At 70.7% G+C, this 27,000-nt stretch carries 23 protein-coding genes; 16 read left to right on the top strand and 7 right to left on the bottom strand.

Going from position 1 to position 27,000, the window contains the following annotated elements; genetic code table 11:
* From ACFO3J_RS14305 to ACFO3J_RS14275, 7 genes are all read left to right on the top strand, one after another.
* Complete coding sequence (locus ACFO3J_RS14305) at window positions 1-1,029, top strand: ABC transporter ATP-binding protein (RefSeq protein WP_386429744.1); 1,029 nt, start codon at window positions 1-3, stop codon at window positions 1,027-1,029.
* Window positions 1,022-2,065, top strand: a complete 1,044-nt coding sequence (locus ACFO3J_RS14300; RefSeq protein ID WP_386429742.1) for an ABC transporter ATP-binding protein — start codon at window positions 1,022-1,024, stop codon at window positions 2,063-2,065. Before ACFO3J_RS14305 ends, ACFO3J_RS14300 begins: the two co-directional genes overlap by 8 nt.
* Before the next feature lie 180 nt (window positions 2,066-2,245).
* Entirely contained in the window at window positions 2,246-3,898 is a 1,653-nt protein-coding gene (locus tag ACFO3J_RS14295; RefSeq protein ID WP_386429740.1) for a peptide ABC transporter substrate-binding protein, read from the top strand.
* Window positions 3,899-3,964: 66 nt separating this feature from the next.
* Window positions 3,965-4,888 carry an ABC transporter permease gene (locus ACFO3J_RS14290; RefSeq protein WP_386429739.1) on the top strand — a complete coding sequence of 308 codons (924 nt, stop codon included), beginning with the start codon at window positions 3,965-3,967 and terminating at the stop codon, window positions 4,886-4,888.
* A gap of 7 nt (window positions 4,889-4,895) precedes the next feature.
* Entirely contained in the window at window positions 4,896-5,885 is a 990-nt protein-coding gene (locus ACFO3J_RS14285; RefSeq protein WP_386429737.1) for an ABC transporter permease, read from the top strand.
* A gap of 16 nt (window positions 5,886-5,901) precedes the next feature.
* On the top strand, window positions 5,902-6,954 hold the full coding sequence (locus ACFO3J_RS14280; RefSeq protein ID WP_386430212.1) for an ABC transporter ATP-binding protein: 1,053 nt from the start codon (window positions 5,902-5,904) through the stop codon (window positions 6,952-6,954).
* Window positions 6,923-8,008 (top strand): ABC transporter ATP-binding protein, encoded by a 1,086-nt coding sequence (locus ACFO3J_RS14275; RefSeq protein ID WP_386429736.1) that lies wholly within the window; start codon window positions 6,923-6,925, stop codon window positions 8,006-8,008. Before ACFO3J_RS14280 ends, ACFO3J_RS14275 begins: the two co-directional genes overlap by 32 nt.
* 95 nt (window positions 8,009-8,103) lie before the next feature.
* On the opposite strand, the gene ACFO3J_RS14270 is transcribed toward ACFO3J_RS14275, so the two are convergent.
* From ACFO3J_RS14270 to ACFO3J_RS14245, 6 genes are all read right to left on the bottom strand, one after another.
* A complete protein-coding gene (locus ACFO3J_RS14270; protein WP_386429734.1) occupies window positions 8,104-9,216 on the bottom strand; it encodes an ABC transporter ATP-binding protein in 1,113 nt (370 codons plus the stop codon).
* A gap of 21 nt (window positions 9,217-9,237) precedes the next feature.
* The gene (locus ACFO3J_RS14265) at window positions 9,238-10,308 is read right to left on the bottom strand and encodes an ABC transporter ATP-binding protein (protein WP_386429732.1); all 1,071 of its coding nucleotides are present in this window, start codon (window positions 10,306-10,308) and stop codon (window positions 9,238-9,240) included.
* 52 nt (window positions 10,309-10,360) lie between these two features.
* Window positions 10,361-11,338, bottom strand: a complete 978-nt coding sequence (locus ACFO3J_RS14260) for an ABC transporter permease (RefSeq protein WP_386429730.1) — start codon at window positions 11,336-11,338, stop codon at window positions 10,361-10,363.
* Window positions 11,339-11,468: 130 nt separating this feature from the next.
* Entirely contained in the window at window positions 11,469-13,238 is a 1,770-nt protein-coding gene (locus ACFO3J_RS14255) for an ABC transporter substrate-binding protein (protein WP_386429728.1), read from the bottom strand.
* A gap of 63 nt (window positions 13,239-13,301) precedes the next feature.
* Complete coding sequence (locus ACFO3J_RS14250; RefSeq protein ID WP_386429726.1) at window positions 13,302-14,330, bottom strand: ABC transporter permease; 1,029 nt, start codon at window positions 14,328-14,330, stop codon at window positions 13,302-13,304.
* 573 nt (window positions 14,331-14,903) lie between these two features.
* Window positions 14,904-17,102, bottom strand: a complete 2,199-nt coding sequence (locus tag ACFO3J_RS14245; RefSeq protein WP_386429724.1) for a S9 family peptidase — start codon at window positions 17,100-17,102, stop codon at window positions 14,904-14,906.
* Between the two features lie 258 nt (window positions 17,103-17,360).
* Here ACFO3J_RS14245 and ACFO3J_RS14240 point away from each other — a divergent pair, with 258 nt between their 5' ends.
* The 8 genes from ACFO3J_RS14240 to ACFO3J_RS14205 all read left to right on the top strand — a co-directional run bounded on the left by ACFO3J_RS14240 (window position 17,361) and on the right by ACFO3J_RS14205 (window position 25,481).
* Complete coding sequence (locus tag ACFO3J_RS14240) at window positions 17,361-17,555, top strand: hypothetical protein (RefSeq protein WP_386429723.1); 195 nt, start codon at window positions 17,361-17,363, stop codon at window positions 17,553-17,555.
* 192 nt (window positions 17,556-17,747) lie between these two features.
* Window positions 17,748-18,629: an N-acetyl-1-D-myo-inositol-2-amino-2-deoxy-alpha-D-glucopyranoside deacetylase gene (gene mshB / locus ACFO3J_RS14235; protein WP_386429721.1), complete on the top strand. Its 882-nt coding sequence runs from the start codon at window positions 17,748-17,750 to the stop codon at window positions 18,627-18,629.
* Window positions 18,629-18,988: a DUF6113 family protein gene (locus ACFO3J_RS14230; protein WP_386429719.1), complete on the top strand. Its 360-nt coding sequence runs from the start codon at window positions 18,629-18,631 to the stop codon at window positions 18,986-18,988. Before mshB ends, ACFO3J_RS14230 begins: the two co-directional genes overlap by 1 nt.
* A gap of 313 nt (window positions 18,989-19,301) precedes the next feature.
* A complete protein-coding gene (locus ACFO3J_RS14225) occupies window positions 19,302-21,494 on the top strand; it encodes a hypothetical protein (protein ID WP_386429718.1) in 2,193 nt (730 codons plus the stop codon).
* Window positions 21,495-21,645: 151 nt separating this feature from the next.
* Complete coding sequence (locus ACFO3J_RS14220; RefSeq protein WP_386429716.1) at window positions 21,646-22,611, top strand: ABC transporter ATP-binding protein; 966 nt, start codon at window positions 21,646-21,648, stop codon at window positions 22,609-22,611.
* Window positions 22,608-23,348 (top strand): ABC transporter permease, encoded by a 741-nt coding sequence (locus tag ACFO3J_RS14215; protein ID WP_386429714.1) that lies wholly within the window; start codon window positions 22,608-22,610, stop codon window positions 23,346-23,348. Before ACFO3J_RS14220 ends, ACFO3J_RS14215 begins: the two co-directional genes overlap by 4 nt.
* Window positions 23,349-23,352: 4 nt before the next feature.
* Complete coding sequence (locus ACFO3J_RS14210) at window positions 23,353-24,549, top strand: sensor histidine kinase (protein WP_386429712.1); 1,197 nt, start codon at window positions 23,353-23,355, stop codon at window positions 24,547-24,549.
* Window positions 24,550-24,674: 125 nt separating this feature from the next.
* The gene (locus ACFO3J_RS14205; RefSeq protein ID WP_386429711.1) at window positions 24,675-25,481 is read left to right on the top strand and encodes a hypothetical protein; all 807 of its coding nucleotides are present in this window, start codon (window positions 24,675-24,677) and stop codon (window positions 25,479-25,481) included.
* 6 nt (window positions 25,482-25,487) lie between these two features.
* Here ACFO3J_RS14205 and ACFO3J_RS14200 read toward each other — a convergent pair whose 3' ends face one another.
* Entirely contained in the window at window positions 25,488-25,850 is a 363-nt protein-coding gene (locus tag ACFO3J_RS14200; protein WP_386429709.1) for a hypothetical protein, read from the bottom strand.
* 275 nt (window positions 25,851-26,125) lie between these two features.
* On the opposite strand from ACFO3J_RS14200, the gene ACFO3J_RS14195 reads away from it, so the two are divergent.
* Window positions 26,126-26,974 (top strand): YhjD/YihY/BrkB family envelope integrity protein, encoded by an 849-nt coding sequence (locus tag ACFO3J_RS14195; RefSeq protein ID WP_386429707.1) that lies wholly within the window; start codon window positions 26,126-26,128, stop codon window positions 26,972-26,974.
* The last annotated feature ends 26 nt before the right edge of the window (window positions 26,975-27,000 follow it).

Here is a 27,000-nt window from a genome sequence, read left to right as displayed (position 1 = left end):
TTGACTGTCATCGATGAGACCGCGGGGGCCTCCGCGCCCGCCGTCACCACCGCCCCGCTGCTCGAAGTGCGGGACCTGCACGTCGAGTTCCACACCCGCGACGGCGTGGCCCGCGCCGTCAACGGCGTGGACTACTCGGTGAACGCCGGCGAGACGCTGGCGGTGCTCGGCGAGTCCGGCTCCGGCAAGTCGGTCACCGCCCAGGCGATCATGGGCATCCTCGACATGCCGCCGGGCAGGATCCCGCACGGCGAGATCCTCTTCCACGGCCAGGACATGCTGAAGATGTCCGGCGAGCAGCGCCGCCGGATCCGCGGCCGGAAGATCGCGATGATCTTCCAGGACGCGCTGTCCTCGCTGAACCCGGTGCTGTCGGTCGGCTACCAGCTCGGCGAGATGTACCGGGTGCACCAGGGCATGTCCCGCAAGGACGCCAAGGCCAAGGCGATCGAGCTGATGGACCGGGTACGCATCCCGGGCGCCAAGCAGCGGATCGGCGACTACCCGCACCAGTTCTCCGGCGGTATGCGCCAGCGGATCATGATCGCCATGGCGCTGGCCCTGGAGCCCGAGCTGATCATCGCCGACGAGCCGACCACCGCGCTCGACGTGACCGTGCAGGCCCAGGTGATGGACCTGCTCGCCGAGCTCCAGCGCGAGTTCCGGATGGGCCTGATCCTGATCACCCACGACCTCGGGGTCGTCGCGGACGTGGCCGACAAGATCGCGGTGATGTACGCCGGGCGGATCGTCGAGAACGCCCCCGTGCACCAGATCTACAAGCGGCCCGCGCACCCGTACACCAAGGGGCTGCTCCGGTCGATCCCGCGGCTGGACCAGAAGGGCCAGGAGCTCTACGCGATCAAGGGCCTGCCGCCCAACCTGACGCACATCCCCTCGGGGTGCGCCTTCAACCCGCGCTGCCCGATGGCGCAGGACATCTGCCGTACCGACGTACCCGAGCTGCACACGGTCGGGCCCGAGCGCGGCAGCGCCTGCCACTTCTGGAAGGAGACCCTCGGTGAGTGACTCCCAGCCGACCCAGGACCGTGAGCCGATCCTCCAGGTCCGCAACCTGGTCAAGCACTTCCCGCTGACCCAGGGCATCGTCTTCAAGAAGCAGGTCGGCGCGGTCAAGGCGGTCGACGGCATCTCCTTCGACCTGTTCCGCGGCGAGACGCTGGGCATCGTCGGCGAGTCCGGCTGCGGCAAGTCCACCGTGGCCCGGCTGCTGATGAACCTGGAGCAGGCCACCTCCGGCGAGGTGTTCTACAAGGGCGAGGACATCACCCGGCTGAGCGGCCGGGCGCTGAAGGCGGTGCGGCGGAACATCCAGATGGTCTTCCAGGACCCCTACACCTCGCTCAACCCGCGGATGACGGTCGGCGACATCATCGGGGAGCCGTTCGACATCCACCCCGAGGTCGCGCCCAAGGGCGAGCGCCGGCGGCGGGTGCAGGACCTGCTGGACGTGGTGGGCCTGAACCCGGAGTACATCAACCGCTACCCGCACCAGTTCTCCGGCGGCCAGCGCCAGCGCATCGGCATCGCCCGCGGCCTCGCGCTCAATCCGGAGATCATCATCTGCGACGAGCCGGTCTCGGCGCTGGACGTGTCGGTGCAGGCACAGGTGATCAACCTGATGGAGAAGCTGCAGGACGAGTTCGGCCTGTCCTACATCTTCATCGCGCACGACCTGTCCATCGTGCGGCACATCTCGGACCGGGTCGGGGTGATGTACCTGGGCCGGATGGCCGAGATCGGCAGCGACGAGGCGATCTACGAGCACCCGACCCATCCGTACACCCAGGCGCTGCTCTCCGCGGTGCCGGTGCCCGACCCGGAGGCGCGCGAGCACCGGGAGCGCATCCTGCTGTCCGGCGACGTGCCCTCGCCGGCCAATCCGCCGTCCGGCTGCCGCTTCCGCACCCGCTGCTGGAAGGCGGAGGCCCGGTGCGCGCAGGAGACGCCGCTGCTGGCGATCCCGAAGGTGTTCGCCGGTCAGGACACCCCGGCCGCACACGAGTCGGCGTGCCACTTCGCCGCCGAGGTCGCGGCCGCCTGAGCCGCGTCCGCCGCCCGGACCAGGGGCGCCCCGAGCCGTGACAAACGGCCCGGGGCGCCCTTTCGTTTGCGCCCGCACGGGTGAACTTCTGACCCGGTATCAGCCGTAATGTGCGACTACGACCGTATTGCTGTGTCATGGGGAAGGGAGTGTCATTTGTGACCCATGAGGAGGCACGCGATGCGTGGAGCCACCCGCCTGAGGTGGGCCGTCGGTGTGCTGGCCGTCGGCCTGACGGCCGCCGCCTGCGGTGGCGGCGAGGACGGCGGTGGCAGCGGCAGCCTGAGCAGCGGCGGCAGCAGCGGCGTCGTGCGCGCCTCCTGGGGAGACCCGCAGAACCCGCTGGAGCCGAGCGACACCAATGAGGTGCAGGGCGGCAAGGTGCTCGACCTGATCTTCCGCGGACTGAAGAAGTACGACCCGAGGACCGCCAAGGCCGAGAACTGGGTCGCCCAGTCGGTCACCAGCGCCGACGCGCAGAACTTCGACATCAAGCTGAAGTCCGGCTGGAAGTTCAGCAACGGCGAGCCGGTCGACGCCGACTCCTTCATGAACGCCTGGAACTTCGGCGCCGCCCTGAAGAACGCCCAGCTCAACGCTCCCTTCTTCAGCTATGTCGACGGCTACGCCAAGGTCCACCCGACCGCGACCGGCGCCAAGCCCACCGCGACCACCCTGTCCGGGCTGCGCAAGGTCTCCGACCTGGAGTTCACGGTCAAGCTCAACCAGAAGTTCTCGCTCTGGCCCGACACGCTGGGCTACTCGGCCTTCTACCCGCTGCCCAAGGCGTTCTTCACCGACCGCGCCGCCTGGCTGCGCAAGCCGGTCGGCAACGGCCCGTACACCATCTCGTCGTACACCCGCGGCTCGATGATGAGCCTGCGCAAGTGGAACGGCTACAAGGGCCCCGACCCGGCCCGGAACAAGGGCGTGGACCTGCGGGTCTACACCGACAACAACACCGCCTACACCGACCTCCAGGCCGGCAACATCGACCTCGTCGACGACATCCCGGCCGAGCAGCTGAAGAACGTCAAGGGCGACCTCGGCAGCCGCTACATCAACCAGCCGGCCGGCATCCTGCAGACCATCGCCTTCCCGCTCTACAGCCCGCGCTGGTCGTCGGCGAACTCGGCCAAGGTCCGGCAGGGCCTGTCGATGGCGATCGACCGGGCGACCATCACCGACAAGATCTTCCAGCACACCCGCACCCCCGCCACCGACTGGACCTCCCCGGTGCTCGGCGCCTCGGCCGGCTTCAAGCAGGGGCTGTGCGGCGCCGAGTGCACCTTCGACCCCGCGAAGGCCCGGCAGCTGATCAAGCAGGGCGGCGGACTGCCGGGCGGCAGGATCACCCTCGGCTACAACGCCGACACCGGCTCGCACAAGGTCTGGATCGACGCGGTCTGCAACAGCATCAACAATGTGCTGGGCAACACCAAGGCCTGCGTCGGCGCCCCCACCGGCACCTTCGCCGACTTCCGGAACAAGATCACCAACAAGCAGGAGCGCGATCCGTTCCGGTCCGGCTGGCAGATGGACTACCCGCTGATCCAGGACTTCCAGCAGCCGCTGTACTTCACCAACGCGTCCTCGAACGACACGCACTACAGCAGCCCCGCCTTCGACGAGCTGGTCGACCAGGCCAACGCCGAGTCCGACCCGGCCACCGCCGTGACCCGCTTCCAGGACGCCGAGCGGCAGCTGGTCAAGGACATGCCCGCCATCCCGCTGTGGTACCAGAACGGCAGCGCGGGCTTCTCGTCCAACCTCAGCGATGTCGCGCTCAACCCCTTCAGCGTCCCGGTCTACAACGAGATCAAGGTCAAGTGAGACCGGCCGCGGGCCGCACCGGTGCTCCCCGGCGCGGCCCGCGGCGGCTTCGGTGAAGGAGGCTCCATGGGACGCTATGTGATCCGGCGGCTGCTCCAGATGATCCCGGTCTTCATCGGCAGCACCTTCCTGATCTTCGTGATGGTCTTCGCGCTCGGCGACCCGGTGGCCGCCCTCTTCGGCGACCACGCGCCCGACCCGGCCACCGCCGCCCGGATCAGGCACGACCTCTATCTCGACCACTCGCTGCCGGCCCAGTACGTCCACTACATGGCCGACCTGCTCAGCGGGAACTTCGGCCAGGCCTTCAGCGGACAGCCCGTCACCGAGCTGATCGGCAGCTCGTTCCCGGTGACCATCCGGCTCACCGTCGTCGCGATCGTCTTCGAGATCGTGATCGGCGTCGTCGTCGGGGTGATCACCGGGATGAAGCGCGGCAAGCCGGTCGACACCGGGGCGCTGCTGCTCACCCTGGTGGTCATCTCGGTGCCGACCTTCGTCACCGGCTACGCGCTCCAGTACGTGTTCGGCGTCCGCCTGGGCTGGGCCGCCTCGTCGGTGTCACCCAGCGCGCCCTTCAACGAACTGGTGCTGCCCGGCCTGGTGCTGGCCCTGGTCTCGCTGGCCTACGTCACCCGGCTGACCCGCGGCTCCATCGCCGAGAACATCCGGGCCGACTACGTACGCACCGCCGTCGCCAAGGGCCTGCCGCGGCGCCGGGTGATCACCCGGCATCTGCTGCGCAACTCGCTGATCCCGGTGGTGACCTTCCTCGGCACCGACATCGGGGCGCTGATGGGCGGCGCCATCGTCACCGAGCGGATCTTCAACATCCACGGCGTCGGATTCCAGCTCTACCAGGGCATCCTGCGCAACAACTCGCCCACCGTGGTCGGCTTCGTCACCATCCTGGTGATCGTCTTCCTGGTGGCGAATCTGCTCGTCGACCTGCTCTACGCGGTCCTGGACCCGAGGATCCGGTATGCCTGAGGCCGGTATGTCCGAAGAAAGCAACCCTTTCGACCCCGAGCACGCGGCGGTGCCGGCCGGCTTCACCGGCGGCATGGACCTGACCGACGAGCTGTCCGGCCGGCCGCGGGCGGGGGCCGGTCCCCGGCCGGCCGAGGGCGCGGGCGACGAGAAACCGCGCAGCCTGTGGTCGGACGCCTGGCGGGACCTGCGGCGCAACCCGGTCTTCGTCGTCTCGGCGCTGATCATCCTCTTCCTGGTCTTCATCTCCATCTGGCCGGGCGCCATCGCCGGCCAGGACCCGCTCCAGGCCGATCTGGCCAGGTCCCAGGAGGGCTCCCAGCCCGGCCACCCCTTCGGCTTCGACCTCCAGGGGCGGGACGTCTACACCCGGGTGGTGTACGGGGCCCGCGCCTCGGTCACCGTCGGCGTGTGCGCCACCCTCGGGGTGGTGCTGCTCGGCAGCGTGCTGGGCGGCCTGGCCGGCTTCTTCGGCGGCTGGTGGGACGCGATCCTGTCCCGGATCAGCGATGTCTTCTTCGGCATCCCGGTCGTCCTCGGCGGCCTGGTCTTCCTGTCGGTGATCACCAACAGCACCGTCTGGCCGGTGATCGGCTTCATGATCCTGCTGGGCTGGCCGCAGATCGCCCGGATCGCCCGCGGCGCGGTGATCACCGCCCGGGAGAACGACTATGTGCAGGCCGCCCGGGCGCTGGGCGCCGGGAACTCCCGGCTGCTGCTGCGGCACATCACCCCGAACGCGGTCGCCCCGGTCATCGTCGTCGGCACCATCGCGCTGGGCACGTACATCTCGCTGGAGGCCACCTTGTCCTACCTCGGGGTGGGCCTGCGGCCGCCCACCGTCTCCTGGGGCATCGACATCTCCGACGCGTCGAGCGAGATCCGCAACGCCCCGCACATGCTGCTGTGGCCGGCCGGCGCGCTGAGCGTCACCGTGCTGGCCTTCATCATGCTCGGCGACGCGGTGCGCGACGCCCTCGACCCCAAGCTGCGCTGAGGAGCCCGCGATGGCCATGAGCCAGGACACGTCCCCCGTTCCGGCCGGAGCAGGCCCGGTGGCGGGCGGCCCGCTGCTCGACGTGCGCGGCCTGCGCGTCGAGTTCCGTACCCGCGACGGCGTGGCCCGGGCGGTCAACGGCGTGGACTACTCGGTGGAGGCCGGCCAGACGCTGGCGGTGCTCGGCGAGTCCGGCTCCGGCAAGTCGGTCACCGCCCAGGCGGTGATGGGCATCCTGGACTCGCCGCCCGGGTTCGTCACCGGCGGCCAGGTGCTGTTCGACGGCCAGGACCTGCTGACGATGCCCGCCGAGCGGCGCCGCCGGATCCGCGGCGCCCGGATGGCGATGATCTTCCAGGACGCGCTGTCCTCGCTGAACCCGGTGCTGTCGGTGGGCGACCAGCTCGGCGAGATGTACCGGGTGCACCGCGGCGCGTCCCGCAAGGAGGCCAGGGCCAAGGCCGTCGAGCTGATGGAGCGGGTGCGCATCCCGGCCGCCCGCGAGCGGGTCCGGCAGTATCCGCACCAGTTCTCCGGCGGTATGCGGCAGCGGGTGATGATCGCCATGGCCATCTCGCTGGAGCCCGAGCTGATCATCGCCGACGAGCCGACCACCGCGCTGGACGTGACGGTGCAGGCCCAGGTGATGGAGCTGCTCGCCGAGCTCCAGCGCGAGTTCCGGATGGGCCTGATCCTGATCACCCACGACCTGGGCGTGGTCGCGGACGTGGCCGACAAGATCGCGGTGATGTACGCCGGACGGATCGTGGAGAACGCACCCGTACGCGACATCTACCGGGCGCCGGCCCACCCGTACACCAAGGGGCTGCTCCGGTCGATCCCGCGGCTGGACCAGAAGGGCAGCGAGCTGTACGCGATCAAGGGCCTGCCGCCGAATCTGCTGCACATCCCGCCCGGATGCGCCTTCCATCCGCGCTGTCCCATCGCCCGGCCGGTCTGCCGCACCGAGGTCCCGCCGCTGTACGCGGTGGACGAGAAGCGGACGAGTGCCTGCCACTTCTGGAGGGAGACCGTCGGTGACGAGCGTGCCGCAGCCGACCGCCCCTGAACCGGCCGCCCCGGCGCCCGGCGGACGGGAGCCGATCGTCCAGGTGGTCGACCTGGTCAAGCACTTCCCGCTGACCCAGGGCATCGTCTTCAAGAAGCAGGTCGGCGCGGTCAAGGCGGTCGACGGGGTGTCCTTCGACCTGTTCCGCGGCGAGACGCTGGGCATCGTCGGCGAATCGGGCTGCGGCAAGTCCACCGTGGCCCGGCTGCTGATGAACCTGGAGGTGCCCACGGCCGGCCAGGTGCTGTACAAGGGCGAGGACATCACCCGGCTCAGCGGCCGGGCGCTGAAGGCGGTGCGGCGGAACATCCAGATGGTCTTCCAGGACCCCTACACCTCGCTGAATCCCCGGATGACGGTCGGCGACATCATCGGGGAGCCGTTCGACATCCACCCCGAGGTCGCGCCCAAGGGCGACCGGCGCCGCCGGGTGCGCGAGCTGCTGGACGTGGTGGGCCTGAACCCGGAGTACATCAACCGCTACCCGCACCAGTTCTCCGGCGGCCAGCGCCAGCGGATCGGCATCGCCCGCGGCCTGGCGCTGCGCCCCGAGGTGATCGTCGCCGACGAGCCGGTGTCGGCGCTGGACGTGTCGGTGCAGGCGCAGGTGATCAATCTGATGGAGCGGCTCCAGCACGAGTTCGGCCTGTCGTACATGGTCATCGCGCACGATCTGTCCATCGTGCGGCACATCTCGGACCGGGTCGGGGTGATGTACCTCGGCAAGATCGTGGAGATCGGCAGCGACGAGGCGATCTACGAGCACCCCACCCATCCGTACACCCAGGCGCTGCTCTCCGCGGTGCCGGTGCCCGACCCGGAGGCGCGAGAGCGTAGGGAGAGGATCCTGCTGTCCGGGGACGTGCCCTCGCCGGCCGATCCGCCGTCCGGCTGCCGCTTCCGCACCCGCTGCTTCAAGGCCCAGGCGCGCTGCGCGGTGGAGGAGCCGCCGCTGGCCGTCCCCGAGGTCTTCCGGGGCACCGGAAGCCCCGCCGGGCACCTTTCGGCGTGTCACTTCGCCGCCGAGATGCCGCTGGTCGTCCCGGGGGAGTGAGCCCGGCCGCGGACATGGGTCGGCCCGTACCCGGGGTGGTTCTGGGGTGTCCCGGATACGGGCCGTTTCCGATCGGAGGCTGAACTGAGCCCGGGTCAAAGGGTCTTGTCAGCCGCCTCCTCGATCGCGGTGAGAGCCGGGTCGAGGACGATGTCCTGTTTCCGCGCCGTGATCGTCGGTTCTTCGGGGAAGTGGCAGGCCGTCAGATGGCCCGCCGCGTTCCCGCCGATCTGGATCAGCGGGGGTTCCTCCGCCGCGCACTTGTCCTGCGCCTTCCAGCACCGGGTACGGAACCGGCAGCCGGAGGGCGGGTTGATCGGCGACGGCACGTCACCGGCGAGCCTGATCCGCTCGCGGCCGTCGTCGTCGGGGTCGGCCTCGGGGGCGGCGGACAGCAGGGCGTGGGTGTACGGGTGCCGCGGACCGTTGTAGATCGAGTCCCGGTCGCCGATCTCCACGATCTTGCCCAGGTACATGACCGCGATGCGCTGTGAGAAGTGCCGCACGATCGCCAGGTCGTGCGCGATGAACAGGAAGGCGATGCCGAGTTCCTGCTGCACCTGCTGGAGCAGGTTGACCACCTGCGCCTGGATCGAGACGTCCAGCGCCGAGACCGGCTCGTCCGCCACGATCAGCTTCGGCTCCAGCGACAGCGCCCGGGCCACCCCGATCCGCTGCCGCTGACCGCCGGAGAACTCGTGCGGGAAGCGGTTGTAGTGCTCGGGGTTGAGCCCGACGATCTCCAGCAGCTCCTGGACCCGCTTCTCGCGGCCCCCGGTCGGGTTGACGTTGTTGATCTCCATCGGCGCGGAGATGATGTTGCCGACGGTCTGCCGCGGGTTCAGCGACGCGTACGGGTCCTGGAAGATCATCTGGATCTCGGACCTGAACGGGGCCAGCTGCTTGCGGCTGAAGTGCGAGATGTCCTGGCCCGCGTAGCTGACCCGGCCGGCGGTCGGCTCCAGCAGCCGGGCCACCAGCCGTCCGGTGGTGGACTTGCCGCAGCCGGACTCGCCGACCATGCCCAGCGCCTCACCGGCGTTGATGTGGAAGTCGACACCGTCGACCGCCCGGACGTCCCCGACCCGGCGCTTGAAGAGGAAACCGCCCTGGATCGGGAAGTACTTCTGCAGCCCGCTGACCTCCAGCAGGGGGTCGCCGGAGACGGGACGCGGTGCCGGGACCTGGTCCAGGGTCTGTTCACTCATTGCTGTTCCCTCGACTCGTGGTCAGCTCAGCCGCGGCTGGATCTGCTCGTTGAAGATGTCGTGCTTCTGTTCCGTCGTGAGGTGGCACGCCGAGGCCCGCCCGGGTGCGAGCTGCGGCCGCTCGGTGGCGCACAGGTCGCCCGGCACCTGGTCCTTGAAGGCGCACCGCGGGTGGAACGGGCAGCCGCTCGGCGGATTCAGCAGGCTGGGCGGGGTACCGGGGATCGGCGACAGCGGGATGTCCACCGACGCGGTGATCCGCGGGATGGAGGACAGCAGGCCCCACGCGTACGGGTGCTCGGGCGACTTGAGGATGTCCCGGACCGTGCCGCGCTCCATCGCCCGGCCGGCGTACATCACCACCACGTTGTCGGCGGTGTGCGCGATGACGCCCAGGTCGTGGGTGATCAGGATGATCGCGGTGCCGGTCTCCTGCTGGAGGTCCTTGAGCAGGTCCAGGATCTGGGCCTGCACGGTCACGTCCAGCGCGGTGGTCGGCTCGTCGGCGATCAGCAGTTCCGGGTCGCAGACCAGCGCCAGCGCGATCATCGCGCGCTGCCGCATACCGCCGGAGAACTGGTGCGGGAAGTCGTCCACCCGGGTCTGCGGCTGGGGGATGCCGACCCGGGCCAGCATCTCGATCGCCCGGCTCCTGGCTTCCTTCTTGGAGGCGCCGGTGTGCTTCATGTACGGCTCGGCGATCTGCCGTCCCACCGTGTAGTACGGCGACAGGGCGGTCAGCGAGTCCTGGAAGATCATCGACATCTTGTTGCCGCGCAGCCGTTCCAGCGTGCGCTGCGAGGCGCCGGTCAGCTCCTGGCCGTCCAGCACGATCTCACCGGTGATGGTGGTGTTGCGCGGATTGTGCAGCCCGAGGACAGCCAGGTTGGTCACGGACTTCCCGGACCCCGACTCGCCGACGATGCCGAGCGTTTCGCCGCGTTCCAGCGCGAACGACAGCCCGTCGACGGCCTTGACCGTCCCGTCCTCGGTGGCGAACTGCACATGCAGGTCGCGAACGGACAGGAAGGGGGCGGTGCCTTGCGGGTCCTGCGGTGCGGATGCGGGATCCGGCTTGGTCAGGGTAGTCACTTTCGGGCTCTCCTCGGGTCCGGAGCCGTGGTCGGTACGACGTGTTCCGGGTTCATGCGAGCCGGATGCGCGGGTCGATGGCGGCGTAGCAGGCGTCGATGATGATGTTGAAGAAGACGATGGAGGTGGCGCCGATCAGCATGACGCCCATCTCCAGGGGCAGGTCGGACGAGTTGACCGAGCTCACCGCGAGCGTGCCCAGGCCGTGCAGGCCGAAGGTCGCCTCGGTGATGATCGCGCCGCCGAAGACCGAGCCCAGGTCGATGCCGAAGATGGTGATGATCGGGCCCATCGCGCCGCGCAGGGCGTAGCGCAGGAAGACGTACCGGGAGCTCATGCCCTTGGCCCGGGCGGTTCTGACGTGTTCCTCGGACAGCTGCTCCACCATCAGCGATCTGGTCTGGCGGCTGTAGTTGGACCAGAAGATCACCGACATCACCAGGCAGGGCAGTACCAGTCCGCTCAGCGAACCGACCGGGTCGGCCGACCAGTCGGGGTCGTGTCCCCGGTTCACCCAGCCGAGCTGGGTGGACAGGAAGTAGATGGCGATCGGGCCGATGAAGTAGATCTGCACCGACTGGCCGAGCAGCGAGAAGGAGCTGGCCGCGCGGTCGAAGACCGAGCCCTGCTTCCAGGCGGAGATCAGGCCGAGGCCGACGCCGACGATCAGGAAGACCGTGGAGCCGCCGATGGCCAGCGAGAGCGTGGTGGGGTAGCGGTCCTTCAGCAGCGTCCAGACGGGGGTGTCGTTGTTGAACGACAGCCCGAAGCACGGGGCCGGGCAGTCGCCGAGCGGGAGGTGACGGCCGCCGAAGATGCCGACGAGGTAGTCCCACCACTGAACGGGTATCGGCTTGTCGAGACCGAGGTTCTTGTGGATCAGCGCGAGGTTCTGGGCATTGCAGTTCTTGCCGCAGGACAGCAGCGCCGGGTCGCTCGGCAGCGCGAAGAACAGCAGATACGTGATGAAGCTGATCAGAAGGAGGATGACGGCGGCGCCAAGCACCCGGCGTACGAGGAAACGGAGCATGGGGTCGGGCTCTTCCGTAATGGGTGCCGCTTGCTCGGCGGCGCCGGTCGGAGGCGGAAGGACGGGCAGATCCCGGGGCCGGTGACCGGCCCCGCGGGGTCGCCGCGGGGCCGGTCACCGGGAGTACCGGCTACTTGACGTAGATCGTGTTCGGGTTGATCGTGCCGAGCGGCGCGTTGAAGGAGATGCCGCCGAGGCCGTCGCCGTAGATGTTGTAGTACTTGTCGTACAGGTACGGGATCTCGGGCGCGTCGTTCTTCATGATGTACTCGGACAGCGTCTGCCACTGGGCGGCCGCCGCGTTGACGTCCGTGAGCTTGCCGATCGCGTCGATCTGCTGGTTCACGTACGGGTCGTTCAGGTGCGAGTAGTTCGGGTCGTTGTCCGCGATCAGCCGGCCGTCCATGGTCGGCGGGATGATGGTGGAGGCGTTCGGCCAGTCCGCGCCCCAACCGGTGCGGTACAGGTCGTACGGGTTGTTGACCTTGCCGATCAGCGTGTAGTACGCCGTCGAGTCGATGCCCTTCGTCTCCAGCGTGATGCCGGCCTTCGCGAAGCTGTTCTTCAGCGTGGTGGCGACGTTCTGCCAGCGCTGCGTGTTCGAGAACGCGTAGGTGAGCTTCAGGTTGGTGACGCCGGCCTGCTTCAGCAGCGCCTTGGCCGCCTCCGGGTCGCCGTTCGGCTTGGTGAGCTTGCCGTACGGGTCGGACGGCTTGAAGCCGCCCGTCGTCGGGCCGATCAGGTTGGTACCCAGGTCACCCTGCTGCGGGCCACCGAGCGCCGTCTGCACCTGCTGCATCGGGAACGCGTCGATGATCGCCTGGCGGACCCTGACGTCCTTGATCCGCGTCATGTTGATGTTGAACACATCGACGAACGGCTCATAGGCGCTGACCAGCCGGGACTTGTACTTCGGGTCCGCGAGCACCGACGTCTGGGTCGGGTCGGTGGACTGCACCAGGGAGACGGCGTCCTTGTCCGCACCCGCCTGCGCCTCAAGACGCTGGGTCAGGCCGGGCTGGGCGACGCCCAGCTGGAAGTCCCACTTGTCCGGGTAGGCGTTGCGGATCGGGTCGCTGTCCGCGTCCCAGTTCTTGTTGCGGACCAGTTCCAGCGCCTTGCCGGGCGAGTAGCTGGCTATCTGGTACGGACCGTCCGAGAACGGCGCGGTGTCGTACTTCGGGCCGGTGTCCTTGGCCTTCAGGATCGGGCCGGAGCCGGACAGCGCCATCGCGTACGGGGCGTCCGCGTGCGGCGCCAGGAAGTGGAAGACGATCGTCTTCGAGTCCGGGGTGCCGATCACCGAGTCGGGCAGCGACTGGCCGCCGGCCGGGCCCGGGTAGACCTTGCGGAAGTCCTGGCCGGACAGCCACGCCTGCAGGTACTGCGGGCCGGCCGTCTCGTAGCTGGAGTAGAGCCGCTCGATCCCGTACTTCACCTGGTCAGAGGTGATCGGGGTGCCGTCCTGCCACTTCAGGTTGTCCTTGAGGTGGTAGGTCCAGGTCTTGCCGCCGTCGGACTCGGTGCCGGTGTCGGTGGCGAGGTCGCCGACCAGCAGCGTGTCACCGGTCTTCGGGTCGATCTTGTAGCTGGTCAGCGTGCGGCTGAACAGCTGCCCGATGACCTGCTCCTGGTTGACGTACGCCTGCGCCGGGTCGAGGTGGTTGATACCGGCCGGCTCCAGGGCGCGGACGGTGCCGCCCTTCTTCGCCCCGGAGACCGCGGTCGCCGGGCCCTTGGCGTCGGCGGGGGTACCGAGCGTGACCTTCTGGACCTTCGCCTTGGTCAGGTCGGCATTGGCAGTCGAGCCGGAGGAGGATCCCCCGCTGCTGCACGCGCTTAGGGCCAGAGCCCCCGCGGACAGCATCGCTGCCGCGTAATACGCCCTACGCTTCTTCATGGATTCCTGCCTGTCGCTGTTTGTCGGCTTCCGGGGAGCCCGGTGAGACGACCTGGACACTCATCAACGGATGGTCTTGGGATCGAGAGCGTCCCGGACCGAGTCCCCGAGCAGGTTGAAGGCGACCACGAAGATCACCATCGCCACACCGGGGAAGAACATATAGGTGATATCGGACTGGTAGTACTGCACGGCGTCCTGGAACATCAGCCCCCAGTCCGGGGTGGGCTGCTGCATACCGACACCCAGGAAGGACAGGCCCGCTTCCGCCGTGACGTTCACCGGCAGCATGAGGGTGGCCTGCACCAGGATGGTGGTCCACAGGTTCGGCAGCAGCTCCTTGCGGATGATGCGGAAGCCGGACGCGCCGGAGAGCCGGGCCGCCTCGATGTACTCGCGTTCGCGCAGGGACAGCACCTGGGCTCGCACCAGCCGCCCGAGCGCCATCCAGCCGAGCACGAACTGCACCAGCACCAGCGCGAGGAAGCGCAGCGAGGTGGGTTCCTCCGCGCCCGGCTTGACGAAGAGCGAGAGTACGACCGGCGTGAAGGCGATGAAGAAGAGCTGCTGCGGGAAGGACATCACCAGGTCGGAGAAGCGGCCGACGAAGTAGTCGGTCTTGCCCGCCAGATAGCCCTGCACCAGTCCGACCAGCACACCCAGGACCACCGACAGGATGGTCACGCACAGCGCGATGACCAGCGACGTGCGGATCCCGTAGACCAGCAGCGCGAAGATGTCGCGGCCGAGGCCGGGTTCGACGCCGAACCAGTGGGTGCCGTCGATGCCGCCGTTGGGCTTGATCGGCAGGCCGTAGGCGTTGAGCAGGCCGTCGTCCTGGCCGTACAGGCTGTACGCGTTCTGCCCGTAGAGCTTCACGATCAGCGGCGCGAAGATCGCGATCAGGATGAAGCACCCGACGATCACGGCGCAGAGGATGCCGACCTTGTCACGCTTGAAACGTATCCACGCCAGTTGCCGGGGCGACCGACCGATGAGTTCCGGTGGACGTTTCTGCGAAGGATCACCGCCGCCCTCTGGATCGAGGGTGAGGCTGCCGGCACTCTCCGCAGCCTGACTAGGACTTGTCATCACACTTCCCCGGGAACGAAAAACGTGCGTGCGTCGCAATCTGCGACGCGGGTTGACCGGACTTTCGCAATGGAATCAACTTCCAGTCAAGGGGGGAAGGAGGGAAGAAAGCTTGCTGTTTGGCATCTTGAGCGAAGATTTTGCAGATCGTCCTCAGTACGTGCTTGACAAGGCTCCAAAACATCGGGCGAAACGGATATTTTGGGACGAAGCGCGTTAACATGCAGGCAACTTAGCTGTCGCAACTCCGATATACGGACGTAGCAGTCTGAACAACGTACGGCCGTGCGGGTGCCGTAGGTCGGCCGGAGCGCTTCATCTTGCTCCGGCCGACCGCCGCTCGCATTCATCGGCCACCGTTGCCGGTCGATGACCGGGAGCCGGAGGCGATCGCCGTCGGAAATTGACACGACGCGCACAGGTGCGGCGGGCGCGGGCCGGAATGGTGCCGGAGTGACGCCTGAGTCATAAGCGTCGGGATTGCCGCCGATGTTGCCTACGCAACTGCCGCCCGCCGTCGGAGACGGCGGGCGGCAGTTGGGGACGGGCGGCGGCCGGGGATCCGGCCGGGGATCAGCCGGTGGCGAGCGACCGCTTGAGGAAGTCCCGCTGGAGCAGCAGGAGATTCTCCGCGACCTGCTCCTGCGAGGCCATGTGCGTCACCCCGGACAGCGGCAGCAGTTCGTGCGGGCGGCCGGCGGTCAGCAGCGCGGAGGACAGCCGAAGGCTGTGGGCCACCAGGACGTTGTCGTCGGCGAGGCCGTGGATGACCATCATCGGCCGGGCAGGCTCCGCGAGATCGGTGATGCCGTCGTCGGTCAGCACCGAGTTCGCGGCGTAGACCTCGGGCCGTTCGTCGGGGCGGCCGAGGTAGCGCTCCATGTAATGCGTGTCGTACAGCCGCAGATCGGTGACCGGCGCGCCGACCACGCCCGCGTGGAAGACGTCCGGCCGGCGCAGCACCGCCAGCGCGGCCAGATAGCCGCCGTAGGACCAGCCGCGGATGCCCACCCGGCTCAGGTCCAGCGGGAAGACGTCCGCCAGCGCGTGCAGCGCCTCGATCTGGTCCGCCACCGACACCCCGGCGAAGTCGGCGGCGATCGACTTCTCCCAGCCGGGGGAGCGGCCCGGGGTGCCGCGGCCGTCCGCCACGATCACCGCGAAGCCCTGGTCGGCCCACCACTGGGATTCCACCAGCGCGTTGTGCGCCGCCAGCACCCGCTGACCCTGCGGACCGCCGTAGGGGTCGAGCAGCACCGGCAGCAGGCCGTCGCCCTCCTCGTATCCGCTCGGCAGCAGCACGGCGGTCGGGATGCGGCGCTCGCCGGCCTCAAGGAGCCGGGGGCGGGCGGTGATCGACGGGGACTCGGTATACGAAGCCAGCTCGGCGATCGGTACGCCGCCGCGCAGCACCACGCTGCGCGGCCCCGGCCGGTCCAGCGCGCTGGAGGTGAGCACGGTCAGATCGCCGGCCCGCACCGCGCTGTGGACCCCGGGGGTCCGGCTGACGCGCACGGCGCCGGCGGCGGTCACCCGGTAGACGTGCACCTCGCCGATCTCCGGGTCGTCGGCCCGCTCGCCGGCCGACGCGGTCACCAGCACATCCGGGCCGCCCGGCCCGTCCGGCCGCCCGTCCGGCTCGGCGCCGCCCGCGTCCAGCACCGCCCGCAGCTGCAGCTCGGCGCCGGTGAGGGTCTTTTCGCCCACCTTCAGTACGCGGACGTCCGCTTCGTCGGTAATGCGCACCAGCTCGCCGGCGGGGCTCCAGGCGGGCGATCCAGCGAAAAGTTCCAGCCAGATTTGATCTTCCTCGATCAGCGCGGTCGAGGTCGCGCCGGTGGCCGGGTCCACCGTCAGGCAGCGCTGCTCGCGCTGGTCCCTGGTCTGGACCAGCAGCAGCGGCGGGGCGCCCGCCGACCAGCGCACGGACGCCAGATACGGATACCGGTCGCGGTCCCAGACGATCTCGCGCCGCGAGCCGCCCAGCCCGAACAGGAAGAGCGAGACATCCGCGTTGTCCGTCCCCGCCGCCGGATACGGCACCGAGGCCGGCGCCCGGTCCGGGTGCGAGGGCTCGGAGATCCACCAGCGCTGCACGGGCGAGTCGTCCACCCGGGCCGCCAGCAGGGCCGCGCTGTCCGGCGACCACCAGAAGCCGCGGGAGCGCCCCATCTCCTCGGCCGCGACGAACTCCGCCAGCCCCCAGGCCACCTGCTCGCCGTCGGGCTCCGCCAGCGCCCGGTCGCCCGACCCCGCGCTGTCCACCACCCGCAGCGCGCCGTCCGAGACATAGGCCACCCGGCGCCCGTCCGGCGACAGCCGCGGGTCCAGCACCGGCCCCGGCACCGGCAGTTCACGCGGCCCGGCCGCGCCCGGGCGCAGCCCGGCGACGAACAGCCGCCCGGACAGGGTGAAGACGGCGGTCTCCACCGCGCTGTCCACCGCGAAGCCCACCACGCCCGCCGAGCGCTCCCGGCTGCGCTCCCGCCGGGCCCGCTCGGCCGCCGACAGCCGCTCCTGGCCGCCGGCCAGCAACTCGGCGGGCTCCGCCACGATCCGCTCCCCCGCGGCGCTCCCAGGGGCCTCGGGGTCCTCTGACGAGCCGACTCCGGGCACGTCCAGCACCCACAGCAGCTGCTCCCGCTCCGTCCCGGACCGCGCCCGCAGGAACGCCACGCGCTCGCCGTCGGGCGCGATCGCGAACGACCGGGGGGCGCCGAGGCTGAACCGCTGGGTCCGCGCGCTGTGCCGCGGGAATGAGAGGTACGTCATAGCCAGGACCCTAGAGGGTGCCTCCGACAATCGCCCCCGGATTTCCACCGCGACCCGCCCAACACCCCCTGACCAGCACCGGAGTACGCGCCCCCGGTTCGGTGCCACACACCCGCGGTGGCTGGATCTCGTCATGCGCCCCCGCGTGCTTCCGTGCTCCGACATATGCGGTGGCACGGAAAGTTATGATCCGTAGCCGTGGGTGGGTAATAAGCGAGTGGCAACTGACATGACCCTGCGTACCTGGAGGTGGCCGCTGTGGCACTCTCGATTTCGGCGGTGCTGCTGCTGCTGGTCGTCGTGATCCTGCTGATCCGCCGGTCCGGCCTCAAAGCCGGCCACGCCATCGCCTGCGTGTTGCTGGGGTTCTACCTGGCGGCCTCCTCGATCGCGCCAACGATCAGCGACTTCACGACCAACGTGGCCAACATGATCAGCGGGATCAAATTCTGAGCCAACCGCTTCCGGGTTCTCAGCCGCCCTCCGAAGCCCTCTGCGCCGGCGCCACCTCCGGCCGTCCGGACGCCGTCCGGACGGCCGTCTTTCCGTACCGGCGCCGGTAGCGGCGGGCCCGCGTACGGCCGTGCGCACCGCCCCACGCGGCCGCCCTCCGGGAGGCGCCCGCACCGGCCGTAGGCTTCAGCCATGACCGATCTACCCGCCAGGCGTCTGCTGCTCGTCCACGCCCACCCGGACGACGAGACGATCAACAACGGCGTCACGATGGCCAAGTACGCGGCCGAGGGCGCCCTCGTCACCCTCGTCACCTGCACGCTCGGCGAGGAGGGCGAGGTGATCCCGCCGGAGCTGGCCCAGCTGGCCGCCGACCGGGACGACACCCTCGGCGAGCACCGCATCGGCGAACTGGCCTCCGCCATGGCCGAACTGGGCGTCACCGACCACCGCTTCCTGGGCGGCGCCGGCCGCTACCGCGACTCCGGCATGATGGGCCTGGTCCAGAACGAGGAGCCCGACTGCTTCTGGCAGGCCGATCTGGACGAGGCGGCCGGCCATCTCGCCGAGGTCATCCTCGACACCCGCCCGCAGGCGCTGGTCACCTACGACAGCAACGGCGGCTACGGCCACCCCGACCACATCCAGGCCCACCGGGTCGCCCTGCGCGGCTACGAACTCGCCGCCGGCCAGGGCCACCGCGTCGCCCGGGTGTACGAGACCTGCACCCCGCGCTCGGTGGTCGAGGCCGGCTTCCGGCGCCTCGCCGAGGCCGGCAAGGACTTCCCCTTCGGCGGCATCGCGGCGGTGGACGACGTCCCCGGCGTGGTGGACGACGACCAGGTGACCGTGGCGGTGGACGGCACCGCCTACGCCGACCGCAAGACCGCCGCGATGCGGGCGCACGCGACGCAGATCGTGGTCGACGGGCCCTTCTTCGCGCTGTCCGACGACCTGGGCCAGCCGTACTTCTCCACCGAGTACTACCGCCAGGTGCGCGGCGCGGAACTGCCGTCGTCCGCCTCGGGCCGGGGCGACGACCTCTTCGACCCGCCGTCCGGCGGAGCGGCGTGATGGGCCGGCCGGCCCGCATCGCCGTCTACGTCCTGCTCGGGCTGCTCGGCGTGTGCGTCGCGGTGGCCGGCGCGCTGGTGCAGGGGGCCCTGCTGCCCGGCGGGCTGCTGCTCGGCCTGGCCGGGTGCGCGGCGCTCTTCTACGGCGGCGTGAAGGTCACCGGGACCCGGCTCGGCGCCGTGGTGCCGGGCGTGGTCTGGCTGTTCGTGGTGATCGCGCTCAGCACTTCCCGCCCGGAAGGTGACTTCCTGTTCGCGGCAGGTGTCGGACCGTACGTTTATCTGCTCGGCGGCGCGATGGTCGCGGTGATCTGCGCCACGGTGCCCCAACTGCCCCCATCAGGACCGAATACCGCCTGACTTGGCAAGCGGGGGCCGGCTCGTGATTGGGTGAACGCGAGCGTTCCCGTCGGACCAGGGATGCCACCGCGCGCAGGTCGGTATGGTGGTGCGCGCCGGCGAGCCGCCCGCGGAGAGCCGTGACGGGTGGCGTAGCTAACCGGGAGAGCCTGCTTTGAGCCGTGACACTGACAGTTCGTCCTCCGGATCCCAGGGGCGCGGTGGACCCGCGTACCCCTCGGGGACCCCGCCCTACGGCACCCGCCCGTTTCCGTCCCTGCACCCGCAGGAGCGGACACGTCCCGCGAACGCCCCGGCGCCCGGTGACACTCCCGTGGCCGCCGAGCAGCCGGCCGAGCCGGCCGCCGGCGAGCCCAAGACCGAGACCACGCTGACCACCCGCATCCGGATCAACATCCCGGGCTCCCGCCCGATCCCGCCGGTCGTGGTCCGCACCACGGTGGACGAGGGCGCGGCGGCGTCCGCCGCGGCCGAGGCCGCCGAGCAGGACACCGCGAACGCCGCCGCAGCAGCCGCGGCGGCCGACGCGGAGCCCGGCCCGGAGAAGACCTCCGACTGGTTCGCCCCGCGCAAGCCGGTCGCCAACCCGCCGGCCGCCGCACCGCCCGCCGCGCCCTCGCCGGGCCCGGCCGGTCGCGGAAGCGCCGCCGGCCCGGGCGGCCCGGGAGCCGGCCCCGGTCCCGCCCAGGGCCCCGGCCCCGGCTTCGGCGGCCGGAGCGGCGAACTCGGCGGGAACGGCGCGAACGGCGGGAACGTACCCTTCCCCGGCCCGCAGACGCCCTACGGCGCCGGCTCAGGGGCGGACGCCTTCCCCGGGCCCGTCCCCACCGGCCCGCCCCTCACCGGCCCGTACGGGGAGCTGCCGAGCGCCGACCCCTACGCGGACTACGACACCGGCTCGCACCCCGCGCCGCCCGGCGACCCGAACGCCCCGGCCGGCAACGGCTTCTTCCGGCCGCAGGTCCCGGACTCCGGAGTCCGCGGCGGGCACGACACCCCGCCGGGCGGCTTCGAGTCCCCGTTCGCCGGCGGCACCGAGGGCTTCCCGCCCGGCGTACCGCGGCCGAGCGACCCGTACACCGGTGAGGACCCGGGAGCGCGGCCGTACGACACCGCCGGGACCTTCGCCCCGCCGGGCGCGGGGAACCCGGCCAACCCCCTGAACCCCGCCGGTGGTCCCGCCGGCCCTCTCACCGACGAGCCCTTCCCCGGCTACCAGCCGCCCGCCGGTCCCACCACCGGCCCGGTCACCGGTTCGATGCCGGTGCCCCCGGTCGGCCCCAGCGGCTTGCGCCCGCCGGTGCGTCCGACACCCGTACCGCCGCCCGACGACCGGCTCGGGGACACCCTGGTCAGCGGCATCCCCGTGGTGCCGTCCAGCCCGGGCGCCCCCCGCCCGGCCGCGCCCGGCCCCCGCTCGGTCCCGGTGCCCGAGCCCGTGCCCGTCCCGGCGCCGGTCCCCGCCCCCGCCGCTGCCTCGAACGCCACCACCGGGCCCGCCGCCGCAGCGTCCTCGGCGGCGCCCAAGCCGCCCGCGGCGGCCCGCCCGAAGAAGAAGCCCCGCTCCAAGGTCGTCCTGCTCGGCGTGGCGGTCGGCGGCGTCCTCGTACTGGCCTACGGCGCGGGGCTGCTGATGAACCACGCCGACGTCCCCAAGGGCACCACCGTCCTCGGCGTCGACATCGGCAACGAGAGCACCGACCAGGCCGGCAAGTCGCTCAACCAGGCGCTCGGCGACCGGACGACGGCGCCGCTGATCCTGACCATCGGCGGCAAGAAGACGACCCTCAAGCCGTCCGTGGCCGGCCTGTCCTTCGACGCCGACGCCACCGTCCGCGCGGTCGCGCACTCCGACTACAACCCGGAGTCCGTGATCCGGTCCCTGTTCGGCAGTACGCGCCCGGCGACCCCCGTGATATTGGTCGACGAGGACAAGCTCAAGGCGGCCCTCAAGGTCGTGGCCGGCAAGAACAGCACCGCCACCGACGGCATGATCCGCTTCGAGCCGAACAAGATCGTGCCGGTCGCCGGCAAGGCCGGCACCTCCTTCGACGTGGACGCCGCCGCCAATCAGGTCGCAGCCGCCTACCACGTCCGCGCCGAGACCGGGGCCAACACCCCGATCGACCTGGCCGTCACCACTCTCCAGCCCAAGGTCACCCAGGCCGAGCTGGACAAGGCGGTCAACGGCTTCGCCGAGCACGCCATGTCCCACACGGTGCTGGTGCGCGCCGACGCCGCGCACGAGATCCTCTTCGGCCCCACCGTGTCCCTGCCGAAGGTGCTGACGATGCTCCCGGACGACGCCGGCCACCTCCAGCCGCACATCGACCTCACCGCCCTCAAGACCCTCTACGGCGGCACTTTCAACGGCGTCCTGGTCAAGCGCCCCGACGGCAGCAAGACCGCCGTCACCCCGCAGGACGTGGCCGGCGCTCTCCTGTCCGGCCTCGACGTCACCTCCACCTCGCAGAAGACGGTCACCCTCCCCGGCGTGGTCGGCTAGCCGGCCGATCCGGGACCGGCGCGACGGCCGGTCCCGGACGGCCGGTCCCGGACCCCGACCGGTCCCGTACCGCCGCCGTATGACATCTGTCATGCCGAAGATACGATTCCCGGCACTGACCCCGTCCCCGGCGGCGCGGGAAGCTGATGCCATGACGGAAACAGCAGCCGCGAGGATCACCGGACCCGGGGGAGCCGCCGACCCGGGCGAGCCCGTTGTGAGCTTCACCGGGGTGAACAAGAGTTTCGGCGCCGTGCGGGCGGTGGCCGATCTGAGCCTGACGCTCCATCCGGGCGAGACGGTGGCACTGCTCGGGCCCAACGGCGCGGGCAAGTCCACCGCGCTGGATCTGCTGCTCGGCCTGCGGAACGCCGACAACGGCGCGGTACGGCTGTTCGGCACCACACCCGCCCAGGCCATCGCGGCCGGCCGGGTCGGCGCGATGCTGCAGAGCGGTGGTCTGATGGAAGAGGTCACCGTGCGCGAACTGGTGAGCCTGGCCTGCGATCTGCACCCCCGGGCGTACCCGGTGCCGCAGGTGCTGGCGGCCGCCGAGATCACCGACATCAAGGACCGCAAGGTCAACAAGCTGTCCGGCGGCCAGGAGCAGCGGGTGCGGTTCGCGCTCGCCACCGCCGGCGCCAACGACCTGATCGTGCTGGACGAGCCGACCACCGGCATGGACGTCAGCGCCCGGCAGGCGTTCTGGGCCACCATGCGCGCCCAGGTCGAGCAGGGCAGGACCGTGCTGTTCGCCACCCACTACCTGGAGGAGGCCGACGCCATCGCGGACCGCGTCCTCGTCATGCACCACGGCCGCCTCATCGCCGACGGCACCGCCGCCGAGATCAAGGCCAAGGCCGGCGCCCGCCGGATCACCTTCGACCTCGAAGGGCCCGTCGACGAGGACGCGCTGCGGGCGCTGCCGCACCTGGTGGGCCTGGACCTCACCGGGCCGACCGTCCGCATCCGCTCGGACGACGCGGACGCGACCGTGCACGCCGTCTACGCCCTCGGTCTGTACCCCCGCAATCTGGAGGTCTCCGGCCTCGGCCTGGAGCAGGCCTTCCTCGCCATCACCGACGCCGCGACCGCCGAGGAGGCGCAGACCCGATGAAGACGCTGATCCGGCTGGAGATCGTCCGCACCCTGCGGAACCGCAAGTTCATGTTCTTCTCGGTGCTCTACCCGGGGCTGCTCTTCCTGCTCATCACGGCCGGCGCCGACAAGACCACCAGGATCAGCGGCCTGGACGTCACCTACATCTCGTACTACATGGTCGGGATGGCCGCCTTCGGCGCGATGACCTCGGTGCTGATGGGCAACGCCGAGCGGATCGCCCGCGAGCGGGAGAAGGGCTGGGTGCGCCAGCTGCGGCTGACCGCGCTGCCCGGCCGCGGCTATGTCGTCGCCAAGATCGCCTCCGCCGCCACCGTCAGCCTGCCCTCGATCGTGATCGTGCTGGTGCTGGGCGCGGCGGTGAAGGGCGTACGGCTGGACGCCTGGCAGTGGCTCGCGCTCGCCTTCTCCATCTGGGCGGGCAGCCTGGTCTTCGCGGCGCTCGGGGTGGCCATCGGGTATGTGTCCACCGCCGATGTGGCCCGGCCGATCTCGATGCTCTGCTACTTCGTGCTGGCGATGCTGGGCGGCCTGTGGGTGCCGTTCACCGTCTTCCCCGGCTGGCTGCAGACGCTGGCCGACTATCTGCCCGGGCGGCCGTACGCGGCGCTGGGCCAGTCCATCGAGTTCGGCGACGCGCCGCACGCGAAGGACGTCACCGTGCTGGTGGTCTATCTGCTGCTGTTCGCGGGCGTCGCGGCGTGGCTCTACCGCAAGGACACCCGGAAGGCGTGAGCGGATGCGTGATCGAGGGGCTGACGACATCCCGATCGGCCGGGCCCCGGACGGCCGCCGCCAGGCGCTGGTCAAGCTGCTGTGGATCGGTATCTGGCTGCTCTACCTCGGCGCGCCGGTCAGCGATCTGACCGGCGGCGGCCACTCGGCCGCCGTGACCGCGGCGGCCGCGGCCGGCCTGACCGTCTTCGTCGTCACCTACCTCACGCTGGTCTTCTTCCGCACCAACACCCCGCCGCGGCCCGAACGCTGGATCTACCGGGTGCTGGCCGGGCTGGCCGCCCTGTCCGTGCTGCTGTCCGCCACCCTCGGCGCGAGCTGGCTGGTCCTGTTCGTGTACGTCACGGTGGCCTGCGGGGCCACGCTGCCGCCCGCGCGGTCGCGGTGGGCGGTGCCCGGGGTCACCGCGCTGCTGGCCGGGGTCGGGGCCTGGGTGGACAGCGGCCGGGAGCTGTACCCGGCGCTGATCATCCCCTCGCTGCTCGGCGGCTTCGCCATGGTCGGCATCAAGCAGCTGATCAGCACCATGGCGGAGTTGCGGGAGGCACGGGAGACGGTCGCGCATCTGGCGACCACCGAGGAGCGGCTGCGACTGGCCCGCGACCTGCACGACCTGCTCGGCCACTCGCTCTCCCTGATCACCCTCAAGAGCGAGCTGGCCGGCCGGATGCTGCCGGACCGCCCCGACGACGCCGCCCAGCAGGTCGCGGACATCGAGCGGGTCAGCCGGCAGGCCCTGGTCGACGTCCGCGAGGCGGTCAGCGGCTACCGCCGGCCCACCCTGGCCGCCGAACTCGCCGCCGCCCGCGCTGTGCTGGCCTCGGCCGGGATCTCGGCCCGGCTGCACACCGTCGAGCGGGTACCGGGCCTGGCGCCGATAGGCGAGGGAGCGCTGGCCTGGGCGCTGCGGGAGGCGGTGACCAATGTCGTACGGCACAGCGCGGCGCGGACCTGTGTGGTCGCCCTGGACACGGCGGGCGGTACGGCCCGGCTGACCGTCTCCGACGACGGCCGCGGCCCGGCCGCCGACCACCGCGCGGGCAACGGCCTCACCGGCCTGACCGAACGGCTGATCGTGGCGGGCGGCAGCCTGCGCACCGAGCGGGCCGGGGACGGCGGCTTCCGGCTGACCGCGACAGTGCCGCTGGACGCCGAGTGGGTGGCGGCGGAGGCCGCCGGAGCGGCCGGGGGACAGGGCTAGACGCCGGCCCCGACCCTCGCCCGGGACCCCGGGCCCGCGCGGCGTACATGTCCCGCTGGTACGTGCGTGGGACCCCGGCGCGGGCGGACGCCGGTCGCGGGGGACCGGGTAGTAAGGTCCGGGACGTGCCTGAGACTCCCGCTCCCGAGAGCTTGATCGAGACCGCCGTGCTGAATGTGGCCGGCCGCGCCACCCTGCCCTTCCAGGCGGCGCGCGCGGACCGCAGCTTCGGGACCGCCTTCTGGTACAACGACCTGGTCGAGTCCGGCGCCGAGCGCGAGGTGATCCGGCAGTATCTGGTCACCGCCGACCGCCGCACCCGTTACGACATCGGCCAGTTCACCCTCCGCGAGGGTCTGGCCGAGCCGGAGCTGCCCGCCGACGAGCTGGTCCTGCCCGGCTTCGTCAAGAAGTGGACCGCGCTCGGCGACCTCGGTGTCGCGGCCATGCCCACCACCGACCTGCACATCCACGCGGAGCGCAAGGCCTGGCGCTGGACCACCGACGAGATCACCTCCGGCCTGGCCGCCCGGCCGGAGGACATCGCCCTGCTCGGCCCCGAGCCGCTCCCCGGCTATCTGCTGGGCCACGAGGTCGTGCACCACCCCGAGAGCAAGACCCCGGAGCGCCCGCAGACCCTGCTGCACGGCGCCGTCACCCGCCCCGCCCCCGACGCTCCGGTCCGCTGGTCGGGACCGCTGCCGGTGGGCTTCGACGGCGCCCCCGTCTTCGCCGCCCTCCCCATGCCCGACGAGCAGGTGAAGCTGGTCTGCCTCGGCCTGGTCCTGCCCGCCGGGGACGGCTCGGACGCCGAGGAGGGCGCCGACCCCGCGGCCGGCGACCGCGGCATCGTCGTCACCTTCGACCTGCTCCGCCCCGCGATCCACTCCCTCACCCCGCCGCGCACGCGCCGCTGGTGGCAGCGGGGCTGAGCCCTCCTACACGCTGTCGTCCCCCGGCCAGAGCGCGTCGGCGCGCAGCGCCAGGTCCTGGAGCACGTCCGCCGCCGTGACGTCGGTACGCCCCGCGTCATGGACGTCGGCGAGCTGGAGGAAGATCAACGAGAAGGCGCCGGTGAGGCGTTCGATCACCGGACTGAGCTGGAGGCTCAGCGCCTCGCCCAGCTCGGCCGGGCTCGCGTCCACCGGCAGCTCGATGGTCGGCATCGTCTCGTTGAGCAGGGCCCGGACGTTGTCCCCCGAGATGTCCTCGCGGTCGGGGTTCTCCTCCAGCAGGGTCTGCATCTGCTTGGCCTCGGTGAGGATGCCGATGATCCGGCGCACGAAGTCACTGTCTTTCATGCCAGGAGCGTATGCGCCCGGGCCCGCCCGATCCCGGTGAATCGGCGGGCGGGACGCGTTTGGGGGTCTTCACGTGGGCGGCGGGCTCTGCCGGGTGATGCTCCGGGCGGCGGCCGGAGTTCCCTGTGCGGGGCGCCATAGGGGATATAGCCGGATCCGCGCCACCCGGACTTGCGTGCGAGGGACTTCGGCGGGTATCCACAGCGGAGAAGCGGCTGGAAGGTTGACCCATGGCGGGACTGCGGAGGGCTTGGGCCCGGTCCGCAATCGGGCGTATGTGGAAGCAAGGCGCCGAGATAGAACTGATGCACCGCTCCATGGGCTTCGCCGCACTCGGCTTCGTCACGCTGATGCCGCTGCTGGTGGTGGTGGCTGCGGCGACCCCATGGCACAACGGTGCCGGCTTCGCCCAGTGGGTGGTGGACGGCATGGGCCTCGCCCCGCACCCCGCCGGGGCGGTGCGCGGCCTGTTCACGGCGCCGCGCAAGGTGCTGAGCACGACCGGCGCGTGGAGTCTGGCGTCGCTGGCCTTCTTCGGGCTGTCCTTCGTGGCGTGCGTGGAGACCGGCTACCGCAAGATCTGGGACCTGCCGGCCAGCCCCTGGCACAGCGAGTGGCGCCGCGCGGTGTGGCTCGCGGTGCTGACCGGCTATCTCTTCTGCGAGGCGCAGAGCGCCACCGTGACGGGCAGCGGCACGTCCGCCAGCGTGGTCAGGATCGCCCTCACCGTGCTGTTCGGCATCGGCTTCTTCGCCTGGGGCCAGCGCTTCCTGCTCACCAACAGCATCGATCTGCGCTCCTCGCTGCCGGGCGCGGTGCTCACCATGGCCGGGCTGGGCGGGCTGCGGATCTTCTCCGCGCGCATCTTCTCGCCGATGGTCACCTCCAACGCGGTGACGTACGGCCCGGTCGGCACCGTCCTGATGGTGGTGACCTGGCTGATCGGCGTCGGCTTCGTGGTCTTCGGCGCGGCCCTGCTCGGGCGGCACATCGTGGTCATGCGCGACGTACGCCGGGGCGGCGAGATCCCGGGACCGCGCCAGGCCGACGTACCGTCAGGGACCGAACCCAGCGTGCGCGGCGCCCGCTGGCGGGCGGACGGCGCCGGCGGCGGGGTCGACTGACGCCCCGGCCGTGTCGGCGGCGGCCA

This window comes from Streptomyces polygonati (genome assembly GCF_042650325.1).
GTDB lineage: Bacteria > Actinomycetota > Actinomycetes > Streptomycetales > Streptomycetaceae > Actinacidiphila > Actinacidiphila polygonati.
The sequence above is the reverse complement of the archived record's forward strand: the minus strand, read 5'-3'. Positions and strand labels throughout refer to the sequence as shown.

Coding starts and splice junctions, on each gene's coding strand:
- ACFO3J_RS14295 (WP_386429740.1), top strand. CDS start 2,246: ATGCGTGGAGCCACCCGCCTGAGGTGGGCCGTCGGTGTGCTGGCCGTC.
- ACFO3J_RS14290 (WP_386429739.1), top strand. CDS start 3,965: ATGGGACGCTATGTGATCCGGCGGCTGCTCCAGATGATCCCGGTCTTC.
- ACFO3J_RS14285 (WP_386429737.1), top strand. CDS start 4,896: ATGTCCGAAGAAAGCAACCCTTTCGACCCCGAGCACGCGGCGGTGCCG.
- ACFO3J_RS14280 (WP_386430212.1), top strand. CDS start 5,902: ATGAGCCAGGACACGTCCCCCGTTCCGGCCGGAGCAGGCCCGGTGGCG.
- ACFO3J_RS14270 (WP_386429734.1), bottom strand. CDS start 9,216: ATGAGTGAACAGACCCTGGACCAGGTCCCGGCACCGCGTCCCGTCTCC.
- ACFO3J_RS14260 (WP_386429730.1), bottom strand. CDS start 11,338: ATGCTCCGTTTCCTCGTACGCCGGGTGCTTGGCGCCGCCGTCATCCTC.
- ACFO3J_RS14255 (WP_386429728.1), bottom strand. CDS start 13,238: ATGAAGAAGCGTAGGGCGTATTACGCGGCAGCGATGCTGTCCGCGGGG.
- ACFO3J_RS14250 (WP_386429726.1), bottom strand. CDS start 14,330: ATGACAAGTCCTAGTCAGGCTGCGGAGAGTGCCGGCAGCCTCACCCTC.
- ACFO3J_RS14245 (WP_386429724.1), bottom strand. CDS start 17,102: ATGACGTACCTCTCATTCCCGCGGCACAGCGCGCGGACCCAGCGGTTC.
- mshB (WP_386429721.1), top strand. CDS start 17,748: ATGACCGATCTACCCGCCAGGCGTCTGCTGCTCGTCCACGCCCACCCG.
- ACFO3J_RS14230 (WP_386429719.1), top strand. CDS start 18,629: ATGGGCCGGCCGGCCCGCATCGCCGTCTACGTCCTGCTCGGGCTGCTC.
- ACFO3J_RS14220 (WP_386429716.1), top strand. CDS start 21,646: ATGACGGAAACAGCAGCCGCGAGGATCACCGGACCCGGGGGAGCCGCC.
- ACFO3J_RS14215 (WP_386429714.1), top strand. CDS start 22,608: ATGAAGACGCTGATCCGGCTGGAGATCGTCCGCACCCTGCGGAACCGC.
- ACFO3J_RS14210 (WP_386429712.1), top strand. CDS start 23,353: ATGCGTGATCGAGGGGCTGACGACATCCCGATCGGCCGGGCCCCGGAC.
- ACFO3J_RS14200 (WP_386429709.1), bottom strand. CDS start 25,850: ATGAAAGACAGTGACTTCGTGCGCCGGATCATCGGCATCCTCACCGAG.
- ACFO3J_RS14195 (WP_386429707.1), top strand. CDS start 26,126: ATGTGGAAGCAAGGCGCCGAGATAGAACTGATGCACCGCTCCATGGGC.